The organism is Streptacidiphilus neutrinimicus (assembly GCF_000787815.1).
In the GTDB taxonomy this organism is placed as follows: domain Bacteria; phylum Actinomycetota; class Actinomycetes; order Streptomycetales; family Streptomycetaceae; genus Streptacidiphilus; species Streptacidiphilus neutrinimicus.
Window position 1 is genome coordinate 47,815 of sequence record NZ_BBPO01000010.1, and the last position, 10,708, is coordinate 58,522.

At 74.1% G+C, this 10,708-nt stretch carries 8 protein-coding genes; 4 read left to right on the forward strand and 4 right to left on the reverse strand.

The genetic code is table 11. The features are described from left to right. Positions 1 to 22 precede the first annotated feature (22 nt). Entirely contained in the window at positions 23 to 820 is a 798-nt protein-coding gene (locus TR48_RS09435; RefSeq protein WP_042365520.1) for an esterase/lipase family protein, read from the reverse strand. A 479-nt stretch (positions 821 to 1,299) separates the two neighbouring features. Here TR48_RS09435 and icmB point away from each other — a divergent pair, with 479 nt between their 5' ends. Then, positions 1,300 to 1,713 carry a coenzyme B12-dependent isobutyryl CoA mutase small subunit gene (gene icmB, locus TR48_RS09440; RefSeq protein WP_042365521.1) on the forward strand — a complete coding sequence of 138 codons (414 nt, stop codon included), beginning with the start codon at positions 1,300 to 1,302 and terminating at the stop codon, positions 1,711 to 1,713. A 79-nt stretch (positions 1,714 to 1,792) separates the two neighbouring features. On the opposite strand, the gene TR48_RS09445 is transcribed toward icmB, so the two are convergent. Together TR48_RS09445 and TR48_RS09450 are read right to left on the reverse strand one after the other, a co-directional pair. Continuing rightward, entirely contained in the window at positions 1,793 to 3,307 is a 1,515-nt protein-coding gene (locus TR48_RS09445; protein ID WP_236652080.1) for a DUF5691 domain-containing protein, read from the reverse strand. Positions 3,308 to 3,524: 217 nt separating this feature from the next. Next, the gene (locus TR48_RS09450) at positions 3,525 to 4,898 is read right to left on the reverse strand and encodes an SWIM zinc finger family protein (RefSeq protein ID WP_042365522.1); all 1,374 of its coding nucleotides are present in this window, start codon (positions 4,896 to 4,898) and stop codon (positions 3,525 to 3,527) included. 197 nt (positions 4,899 to 5,095) lie between these two features. On the opposite strand from TR48_RS09450, the gene TR48_RS09455 reads away from it, so the two are divergent. Genes TR48_RS09455 through TR48_RS09465 form a run of 3 tightly spaced genes read left to right on the forward strand, consistent with a single transcriptional unit; the run spans position 5,096 to position 10,297 of the window. Then, entirely contained in the window at positions 5,096 to 6,226 is a 1,131-nt protein-coding gene (locus TR48_RS09455; protein ID WP_042365523.1) for an ATP-binding protein, read from the forward strand. 28 nt (positions 6,227 to 6,254) lie between these two features. Continuing rightward, on the forward strand, positions 6,255 to 9,017 hold the full coding sequence (locus tag TR48_RS09460) for a DUF5682 family protein (protein WP_042365524.1): 2,763 nt from the start codon (positions 6,255 to 6,257) through the stop codon (positions 9,015 to 9,017). Further along, on the forward strand, positions 9,014 to 10,297 hold the full coding sequence (locus TR48_RS09465) for a vWA domain-containing protein (RefSeq protein ID WP_084729090.1): 1,284 nt from the start codon (positions 9,014 to 9,016) through the stop codon (positions 10,295 to 10,297). Before TR48_RS09460 ends, TR48_RS09465 begins: the two co-directional genes overlap by 4 nt. Before the next feature lie 86 nt (positions 10,298 to 10,383). Here the strand turns inward: TR48_RS09465 and TR48_RS09470 are convergent. Continuing rightward, on the reverse strand, positions 10,384 to 10,708 hold a 325-nt coding region (locus tag TR48_RS09470; protein WP_152627871.1), incomplete at its 5' end, for an ATP-binding protein.

Below are 10,708 nucleotides of genomic sequence, written 5' to 3' on the forward strand. Positions count from 1 at the left end.
GCCCGCCCGGCAATTGGCCCGATCAGGCGATCTGACTATTGGTCATATCGGGTCCCTCTAAGGGATCTTGGGATTGCGGCAGCCATTCGCGAATCCGTGCTAGCACCTCGCCGTGGATCGGGAGAGAGAGGTGGCCGGCATTCCGGATGACGATGTTTTCCGCGCGCAGGTCGGGGTGGCGCAGCGCGCCGTTGCGCGGCGGCAGGATCAGCGGGTCCAGATCGCCCCAGAAGCAGAGGAAGCGTGTCCGGCAGCCCCGAGCGGGCTGTTCCAGCTCGGCCAGCACCGCGCTGCCCGCGCGCAGCTGCCGGACGATCGGCAGGGGCTGCAGCAACCGGGCCGCCTCCGTGCCCTGGTGCGGCGTGGCGAGCGTGACCACACGGGGGACCAGCGCGTCGCCGCCGAGGCGCTGTACGTAGTACCGGGCGATCAAGCCGCCGAGGCTGTGGCCGATGATCGTCACCGGTTCGCCGCCGTAGACCCGGCGCAGTCTCTCGACATGGCGGCCGAGCAGCGTCGCCGCGCGCGGCACGTCGAGGCTGAACGGGCTGTAGTTCAGCGCGTGGACGTGGTCCCAGCCGTGGACGTGCAGGTTGTGGCGCAGCACGGTGAACACGGCCCTGTTGTCGAACAGACCGTGCACCAGCAGGACCGGGCTGTGCCCGGAGTCGGAGGGGTGCGCACAGTGCAGGCGCCCGGGTGTGGGGTGCCGCTCGGGCGTGAAGCCTCCCGGGTAGAGCAGCAGATGGCCGGTGAGGGCGGCGCCCTCCAGGCCGACGCCGCGAGCCAGCGCGGCGGCACGACAGAACGGGATGCTCACGGCTCCGACCTCCCCGTGGGTGCGGTTCCCGAGGAGGCGCGGCAGGGACGCGGACGGGCGTGCTCGCGCGTCACCGCGGGCCGTCGTCCGTCGCAGGACGGTCGAACGGGCGGGCGGCGCGGACGGCGCGGCACGTCGGCTGACGCGTGGCGGCTTGCGGCTCCCCGCTGCGCGCCCCGGGATGTCCGCGGAACGTCCGAGCCGAGGTTGGGATGGCGACCTCGAGGCCGGACGTGGATCGGTCCCGCGCGCAGTGAACGGCGGACGAACTGGCTCGAAGAACAGGTGGCGAACGGACAGGCGAACGTGCGGATGACAGGCGACGAACGGGTGGGTGAACGCGCGAATCGATGTGATTCTCCCCTCGCTTGGTCCCGCGAAACGGCGTTTCGGCCCCGCTGGCGATAACGTTCCACCACCGGGTGGTAACGCCGGTTAACGCAGCAGCTGCAAGGACGCAGAAACGCAGGAGGCAGAACATGGGCGTGTCCGGCCCGATCCGCGTTGTGGTGGCCAAGCCCGGGCTCGACGGCCATGACCGTGGCGCCAAGGTGATCGCGCGCGCCCTGCGCGACGCCGGCATGGAGGTCATCTACACCGGCCTGCACCAGACCCCGGAGCAGATCGTGGACACCGCGATCCAGGAGGACGCCGACGGCATCGGCCTGTCGATCCTCTCCGGCGCCCACATGACCCTGTGCGCCAAGATCGTCGAGCTGCTGCGTGAGCGCGACGCGGCCGACATCGTGGTCTTCGGCGGCGGCATCATCCCGGACGACGACATCCCTCAGCTCAAGGCCCTCGGCGTGGCCGAGATCTTCACCCCCGGCGCTCCGACGCGCGACGTGGTGAGCTGGGTGCAGGCGCACCTGCGCACCGGCGCCAGCGCCTGACGCTTGCCCACGGCGTCGGCCCTCGGCGCGGCCGGGCCGGCCCTGCAGCCGGCTCCGGGCCGCGGCGTACGGGCTGTCGCTACGCCAGCTCTGCGAGCATCGCCGCGCGGGTGCGCAGCGTGTCGGCGAGCCTGCTGAGGACCTCCGCCCAGGCGGATGTCGCCGCCGCGGCCAGAGCGTCGATGCGGGGGGCCGCCGTGAACGGCAGACACCGTTCCGCGACACCGAGCACCCCGCTGTGGCTCCACGGATAGGAGCCGGCGCCCGCGGCGCCGGCCAGTGAGTCGAGCACCGCGCCGGAGAGGTCGTCCGGCCACGGTGTCGGACAGGTCACCAGAAGCTGGAACGCCTCGGCGAGACCGTGATCGGCGACGAACCGCGCCGTCCACGACGCCCGCTCGACGGCAGGCAGCACGGAGAGCAGACGGGACGGTGCTCCACCGCTCGCGGCGCGGGTGTGCGCCACCTCCCGGCGCTCGGCCAGCAGGGCCCGCGCCCAGGCGGCGTTGTGCTGGCGCACGGCCGCTCGCGCCCACCCCTCGCGCATCTCGTCGGCCCACGCCGGAGTGACCGTCCGGGCCAGCACGGACTCGGGTGTGGGCGCGACGGTCACTTGGGCTTTGGCCGTGGTGCCCGGCGCGGTGGCCGGCTCCGACCAGAAGGCAAGCGGTGTCGCCGCGACGATCTCCCCGAGCCAGAAGGCCCGGTCGCCTCGTCCGGTGGGCGAGGCGGCGGCGATGCCGTCGCGTTGCATGTCCGCGTCGCAGGACTCGGGCGGGGCGACGAGCAGGCCGCCGTCGTCGGTGAAGGTGACCGCGCGGCGTGCTCGCTCGGCCATCCGCGCGGCGAGCGCGGACCCCGGGAGCGCGGAGAGCAACTCGGCGGCGGTGGCCCGGACGTTCTTGGCCCGGTCGGCGAGGGCGGCCTCCAGGAACGGCTCGTCGTCCGGCCCGAGCCCCTCCTGCAGCGTGTCCAGGAAGAGCAGCCGGTCCTCGGCCCGCTCGGTGGCCCAGGTCGACCGCAGCAGGGCGAGACCGGCAGCTGGGTCGCGGCGGCGCAGCCGGCTCAGGTGGGTGACCCGCTCGGCGAAGAGCCCCTCCTGCCAGACGGCGTTCGCGTCGTCCGCCGCCTCCGCGGTGTCCGCTTCGCCGGCGCTCTCCACGACCGGGACGCGCAGTGCGTAGCGCCACTCGGGGTTCAGTGCGGCGAGCCAGTGGCCGCGCGCCCCGGCGAAGGCCACCGCGTCCGCCCGCAGATCGCTGCGTTGGCGTGCCGCGTCGAGGAGCGCCGGAAGCAGCTCCGGCGGAGCGGCGAAGCCGCGCCTTCGGGCGGTGGTCAGCCACTGCGGCAGCAGCTCGCTGCTGTTCTCCGCGAGCAGTGCGGCGAGCCGCCGGGCCGCAGGGGCGGGCAGCGGTGGGCGGCCCTCGAGCGGCGCTGGCGCCGGAGTCTCCGGTGCCGGTGCGGGGCGCAGGCCGGCCCGCCGGACCAGGGTCGCCGCGGCGGCACGGTCGAGAAGACCGGGGCTCGCACGCCGGTTGGTGCCGAGCAGTGCGTCCTCGACCAGGTCCGTCCAGGTCTCAGCGGTCCTTGTCACAGCGATCCTTTCGAGGCGGCGGAGAGTCCGGGCGTTCGGACCGGGCGGTGGGCCGGGCGGCCGGTCCGGGCGGTCGGACGGGGAGGAGCGGGGGACGTTCGGCCAAGGCCGGAGCCGTCCGCTGCGACGCCGGAGCCCGGGCGTGAACGGGCCGGTGCGCAGCCCGGAGGGCGCCCGGCGGGGCGTAGGCGGAGCGGCGGCGCCGGGCACGCGGCGGTCACAGAATCAGCGGCCCGTTCTCCGTCCAGCACGTGACGGCGTGGAAGCCGCGGTGGCCGCACTCGCCGAACACCGTGACCGGGCGACCCGTCGAAGCTGCCAGCAGACGCCAGGGGGAAGGAGTGAACAGGGGTACCGCGCCTGTGGCGTCGACGAGCTGCCAACCGTGGTCCGTCGGGACCGGCGTGGCCTCGGCGATGACGGCGGGCCAGGCATCCAGCCACGGGTCGTCGCCCAGGGCCGTCGCGTACGAGCCGAGGGCGGCTTCGATCGATGTGCCCTGTGGACGAGGCGTTGCGGGTGCGGAGGGGGCGGCGTGGCGGGCGCCGAGCGCGGCGCGCAGCGCCGGAGCCGCGGGATGGAAGGCGAGCTCGGCGTCCAGCACCAGGCCGGTCGGCAGGGAGAGCTCCGGGGCCGTGCCCGGCCGGCCGAAGGAGAGCAGCAGCGCGTCCCGACCCGACCGGGTGCCGCGCAGCCAGAGGCGACGCGTCGTCAGGCGGTCGTCGGAGCTGTCGCGTGAACCGAGGACCAGCCAGTGGTCGCGGATCAACGGGCCGGCACGGAGCACGTCGGCGTTGTCGACGGTGAAGCCGACGCGGGAGCGCACGGTGGCGGCCAGCGGCTCGGGCAGCGCGTCGTGGCGCTGGTAGCCGATGGCGAGCAGGTGGAGCAGCGAGTACTCCTCGAGCAGCCGCGCGGGCCACTGCGGCCCAGAGGCGGGGAGGGCGCCCAGATCCCGGGCACGGGAGGCGAATCCGGGCGCCTGCGCGTCGACCATGCGCGCCGCGACGCCGTCCCAGAAGGCGTAGCCGCGGGACGGGGCCTCGGCGAGACCGTCGCGCAGCTGGTCGGCGAGGCGGGCCAGCAGCTCGTCCGCGCCGGCGGCGACCCGAGCCTCGCGCCGTCGGCGCCTGGCCGCTGCCGCCGCCTCGTCACGCGGGGCCGCGGCGGCCGGGGACGCGCCCTCGCCGCGTCCTGACCCGTCCCCGGTGGCCCCTGAGCCCCCGGCGGCGGGCGCTGCGGCGAGGTCCGCACGCTCCGCGCGTCTGCGGCGCCCGGCGAGCCAGGACTCGGCCCACTCGGGCACGTCGGCCCCGGTCAGCGTGTCGGCGGACCAGAGGAGCAGCAGCCCCAGCGCGTGCTTGCAGGGGAACTTCCGGCTCGGGCAGGAGCACCGGTAGGCGGGCCCGTCGAGGGCGACGACCGTCTGGTAGGGGCGCGATCCGCTGCCTTTGCAGGCGCCCCAGACGGCCTCCTGGCTCGCTCCCGTGCCGGACCAGGGCTCCGGCTTGGCGAGCTTGGACCCGGCCTTCTGTGAGGGGGCGTCAGGCGCGAGGGAGAGAACGTGATCGGTACTCCAGCGATCGTTCATGCCTTCGACGTTAGGGCTCCCCACTGACAACGCGGGCGGCTGCCGGGCGGGGGTTGTCCACAGGCGCGCCCGATTGTCAGACCCAGGGTGCAGAGTGGTTCTCGCAGGCGGCGCTTCACGTCGAGGACGCCCATCCGATGCCTTTGACCTGCGTTCCTTCCTTCTGACGCCCTGGTGCCTCTCTCTTGAGGAGACGTATGTCCACGTCCCTGTCAACACCCCTGTCACCGCTCTCGGGCGCGGCTCCCGCGGTGCTGCGGCCGCATGCCGAGACGGCGTACGCGGCCGAGCTCGCGGCGCTCGCCGCGGCGGACGACCGGCCGCGCCCCGAGCGCTGGCTGCTCTCCCCGTGGGCGGTGGCCACCTACCTGCTCGGCGGCACGCTGCCGGACGGCACGGTCGTCACGCCCAAGTACGTGGGTCCGCGCCGGATCGTCGAGGTCGCCGTCACGACGCTGGCCACGGATCGCGCGCTGCTGCTCCTCGGCGTGCCGGGAACGGCCAAGACGTGGGTGTCCGAGCACCTCGCCGCCGCGGTCAGCGGGGACTCGACCCTGCTCGTGCAGGGAACGGCCGGCACACCGGAGGAGGCGATCCGGTACGGCTGGAACTATGCCCGGCTGCTCTCCGAGGGGCCCAGCCGGGAGGCCCTGGTGTCGAGTCCCGTGCTGCGGGCCATGGCCGAGGGGAAGACCGCGCGGGTCGAGGAGCTGACCCGCATCCCGGCCGACGTGCAGGACACGCTGATCACCATCCTCTCCGAGAAGACCCTGCCCATACCGGAGTTGGGGGAGGAGGTGCAGGCCGTCCGCGGCTTCAACCTGATCGCCACGGCCAACGACCGCGACCGCGGCGTCAACGAGCTCTCCTCGGCGCTGCGCCGCCGGTTCAACACCGTGGTGCTGCCGCTCCCGGCGAGCATGGACGACGAGGTGGCCATCGTCGCCCGTCGGGTCTCGGAGCTGGGACGCTCGCTCGATCTGCCCGAGCTGCCCAGCGCGCTGACGGAGATCCAGCGTGTGGTGACGGTCTTCCGGGAGTTGCGCGACGGCGTCACGGCCGACGGGCGGACCAAGCTCAAGTCCCCGTCCGGCACGCTCTCGACGGCCGAGGCGATCTCCGTCGTCACCAACGGGCTGGCCCTGGCCGCGCACTTCGGCGACGGGCAGCTGCGCGCGGCGGACGTGGCGGCAGGTCTGTTGGGTGCGGTCGTGCGTGATCCGGCGACGGACCGGCTGGTCTGGCAGGAGTACCTGGAGTCCGTCGTGCGCGAGCGCGCGGACTGGAAGGACTTCTACCGCTCCTGCCGCGACGCGTCCGCGCTCTGAGCAATCCGGGGGAGACCGAGGAAGGGGGATGGCTGCTGTGGCCTCGACTCACGGAACAACACGGGGAACGACGGTCGCGCTGCTGGGGGTGCGGCATCACGGGCCTGGTTCGGCGCGGGCCGTGGGCGCCGCGCTCGCCCAGTTCCGGCCCGACGCGGTGCTGATCGAGGGGCCGCCGGAGGCGGACGCCCTGCTGCCGCTGGCGGCGAGCAAGGAGATGGCGCCGCCGGTCGCCCTCCTCGCCCACGTCGTGGACGAGCCCTCGCGGGCGGCGTTCTGGCCCTTCGCGGCCTTCTCGCCGGAGTGGGTCGCGCTGCGCTACGCGCTGGACGCGGAGGTGCCGGTGCGCTTCATCGACCTGCCGGCCGCACACACCTTCGCGCTCGCCGCCCACGCCGCGACGCGGGACGAGCCGAGGGACGAGCCGGCCCGAGCCGAGGACACCGCCGAGGCGGTCCCCGTCACCAGCGACGGCGGGGAGAGCAGCAGCGGGGGCGTCGACGGTGGCGGCGGCGACGATGGCGGTGCGGGTGAGCCGGAGAACGCTCACCGGTTCGATCCGATCGCCGAACTCGCCCGGGCAGCGGGGCAGGAGGACGCGGAGCGCTGGTGGGACGACGTCGTCGAGCACGTGGGCCACGAGCTCCGGGCCGGCGGCGAGGGCTCGGACGTCGGGCCCGACGTGGGGGCCGTGCCGGGAGCGGCGCCCGCGCGGGCCGCACCGGACGCACTGGCTCCGTTCCAGGTGCTGGCGGAGGCCATGACGGTGCTCCGCGAGCAGGCGCCCGAGGCGCCGGAGGACGCCCGCCGCGAGGCGTACATGCGCAAGCAGATCAGGGCGGCCGCACGGGCCGGACACGAGCGCATCGCCGTGGTCTGCGGCGCCTGGCACGTGCCGGCGCTCGCGGCCAAAGTGACCGTCGCAGCGGACAACGCCCTGCTGCGCGGGCTGCCCAAGGCCCCCGTGGAGGTCACCTGGGTTCCGTGGACGCACCGGCGTCTGGGCCAGCACACGGGCTACGGCGCGGGCATCGCCTCGCCCGGCTGGTACCAGCACCTCTTCGAGGCCAGGGGCCGCGATGTCGTCGAGCGGTGGTTCACCAGGATGGCGGCGCTGCTGCGGGAGGAGGACCACCCGGTCTCCTCGGCGCACGTCATCGAGGCGGTTCGGCTCGCCGGAACCCTGGCCGCCGTGCGCGGGCGGCCGTTGGCGGGGCTGACGGAGACGATCGACGCGGCGCGGGCGGTGCTCTGCGACGGCTCGGACGTGCCGTTGCGTCTGATCGAGGAGAAGCTCGTCGTCGGCGACGCCTTGGGCCAGGTGCCCGAGGCGGCGCCCGCGGTGCCGCTGCAAAGGGATCTGACGCGGCTGCAACGCAGGCTGCGTCTCAGGCCCGAGGCACGGGTGCGGGCGCTCGACCTGGATCTGCGCAAGCAGCTCGACGCCGAGCGGAGCCGGCTGCTGCACCGGCTGGCACTGCTCGGCATCGACTGGGCGGTGCCCGCCGCCTCCAGGACCCGTTCGACCGGAACGTTCCGCGAGAGCTGGGAGCTCGCCTGGGAGCCGGAGTTGGCGGTCCGGGTGGCAGAGGCGGGCGTCTGGGGCACGACGGTCGAGGCCGCGGCCTCGGCGCGGACGGCGGCGCGCGCCATCGAGGCCCAGCGGCTGGGGGACGTCACCGCGCTGGCGGAGCGCTGCCTGCTGGCGGCGTTGCCGGAAGCCCTGCCGGTCGTGCTGCGCTGCCTGGGCGACCGGGCGGCGCTGGACACGGATGTCGCCCACCTCGCCGAGGCCCTGCCCGCCCTGGTGCGCTCCCTGCGCTACGGCGACGTCCGGGCGACGGGCACCGCGCTCCTCGCGGAGCTCGCGGGCTCGCTCGCGACCCGCATCTGCATCGGCCTTCCGGCCGCCGCCACCGCGCTGGACCCGGTGGCGGCGCAGGCCCTCGCCGAGCACGTCGCCGCCACCCACACCGCGGTCGGGCTTCTGGCCTCGGCAACGGCGGACACAGGCGGCCTCGCCGACGCTGAGGTCGCCGCAGACCTGACGGACGTCACCGAACCCACCGAACTCACCGACCTCACCGACGCCTCGGACCCGACGGATGCCACGGGCCCGACGGATGTCACGGGCCCGACGGATGTCACGGACCCGACGGACCTCACGGGCCCGACTGACGCCACGGACCGGACGGACGTCACGAACCCGACTGACGCCACAGACCGGAGCGTTGTGGGTTCCGCCGCCCGCCGTGTCGCTCCTGTCGACGCCGACGGGGTGCGGGCGCGCTGGGAGGCGTGTCTGCGGACGCTGGTCGCGCGGGAGGCGGTGGCCGCCGTGGTGCGCGGGCGGGCTGCGCGACTGCTGCTGGACGACGGCGGACTCCCGGACGACGAGGCGGCGCGGCTCCTGGGTCTGGCACTGACGCCCGGGGTGCCGCCGGCCGAGGGCGCGGCATGGGTCGACGGGTTCCTCGCAGGGAGCGGGGTGCTGCTGGTGCACGACCGGCGTCTGCTGCAACTCGTCGACGCGTGGATCACAGCGATCCCGGCAGCGGCCTTCCCGGACGTCCTGCCGCTGCTGCGGCGCACCTTCTCCCGCCTGGAGGCCGGTGTCCGGCGTGGTGTGGGCGAGCTGATCCGCGCGGGCGCCCGGGACGCCCCCGGCGGCATGCCGGGCGAGGCGCCACGCGGCTTCGCCGCCGAGCTGGACATCGAGCAGGCCGCCCCGGCCCTGGCCACCGTGCATCTGATACTCGGACATCTCCAGGGAGAGGAAGGGCCTCGATGACCTCGACCACAGCCGCCCGGCTCACAACAGCGCCCGGTGCAGCCTCTACGCCCGGTGCAGCCTCTACGTCTGGAGCAGCCTCTACGCCTGGAGCCGCCTCTACGCCCGGTGCAGCCTGTACGTACGGAAGCCCCGACATCGAGGGTGGCCGTGAGGAACGGCTTCGGCGTTGGCGGCTCGTGCTCGGGGGCGAGGCCGACGGGACGGGCTGCTCGTTGAGCGGCCGCGACGCGGCCATGGACCGGACGTTGGCGGCGGTGTACGCGCCCCGTGCCGAGGGCGGGGGCGGCCCGCGCAGCGGCGGGCTCGGCGGGTCGGCACCGCAGGTCGCGCGGTGGCTGGGCGACATCCGCGGTTACTTCCCGAGCAGCGTCGTGCAGGTGATGCAGCAGGACGCCATCGAACGTCTGGGACTGACCCGGTTGCTGATGGAACCGGAGATGCTGGAGGCGGTCGAGCCCGACGTGCACCTCGTCGGAACACTGATATCGCTCGGCAAGGCACTGCCGGAGACCACGCGCGAGACGGCCCGTGCTGTCGTGCGCAAGGTGGTCGCGGATCTGGAGCGACGCATCGCCACGAAGACCCGCTCCGTGGTCGGGGGCGCGCTCGACCGGAGCGCGCGGACCAACCGGCCGCGGCACCGCGACATCGACTGGGATCGCACCATCCGGGCCAACCTGCGCAACTACCTCCCGGAGCACCGCACCGTCGTGCCGGAGCGGCTGGTCGGTTACGCGCGGGCACAGCAGGCGCTGAAGAAGGAGGTGATCCTCTGCATCGACCAGTCCGGTTCGATGGCGGCCTCGGTCGTCCACTCGTCCGTCTTCGGGGCCGTGCTGGCGTCGATGCCGTCGCTGCGCACCCGGCTGGTGGTCTTCGACACGTCCGTGGTCGATCTGACCGAGGAGCTGTCCGACCCGGTGGACGTGCTCTTCGGCGTCCAGCTCGGCGGGGGGACGGACATCAACCGGGCTCTGGCCTACTGCCAGTCGAAGATCTCTCGGCCGGCGGACACGGTGGTGGTTTTGATCAGCGATCTGTACGAGGGCGGCATCCGTGACGAGATGCTCAAGCGTGTGGCGGCGATGAAGTCGGCAGGTGTGGAGTTCGTCGCGCTGCTGGCGCTGAGTGACGAGGGCGCGCCCTCCTATGACCGTGAGCACGCGGCGGCGCTGGCCGCCCTGGATGCGCCGGCCTTCGCCTGCACACCGGACCTGTTCCCCGAGGTGATGGCCGCCGCGCTGCAGAAGCGGCCGCTGCCGGTTCCCGAGCGGTGAGGACCGCTGCCGGTTCCCGAGCGGTGAGGAAGGCGGACGCGGCCGTGGTGGGAGGCGCGGGCGGTCCTGCCCGGACGCCCCTGCGGCTACGGGAGCGGGAGGGCTGCCCAGACGGTCTTGCCCTCGAGGCCCGGGCGGGGGAGCGAGCCCCAGGCGGCGGCGAAGGTGTCGATCAGGAGCATGCCCCGGCCGCACTCGTCGTCCTCGCCGGGCTGCTCGACCTGGGGGATGTCGTCGCCGTCCTCGTCGTCGACCTCGACGAAGAGGAGGCCGCGCGCGCTCCACAGGCGGCAGTGGAGGCGGCGGCTGGGCGTGTGGCGGACGGCGTTGCCGACCAGTTCGGACATGCAGAGCTCGGTGTCGGCGAGCGTCTGGGGGCACAGCCGCCACATCGCGGCGGTGATCCGGACG

Coding starts and splice junctions, on each gene's coding strand:
- icmB (WP_042365521.1), top strand. CDS start 1,300: ATGGGCGTGTCCGGCCCGATCCGCGTTGTGGTGGCCAAGCCCGGGCTC.
- TR48_RS09450 (WP_042365522.1), bottom strand. CDS start 4,898: ATGAACGATCGCTGGAGTACCGATCACGTTCTCTCCCTCGCGCCTGAC.
- TR48_RS09455 (WP_042365523.1), top strand. CDS start 5,096: ATGTCCACGTCCCTGTCAACACCCCTGTCACCGCTCTCGGGCGCGGCT.
- TR48_RS09460 (WP_042365524.1), top strand. CDS start 6,255: ATGGCTGCTGTGGCCTCGACTCACGGAACAACACGGGGAACGACGGTC.
- TR48_RS09465 (WP_084729090.1), top strand. CDS start 9,014: ATGACCTCGACCACAGCCGCCCGGCTCACAACAGCGCCCGGTGCAGCC.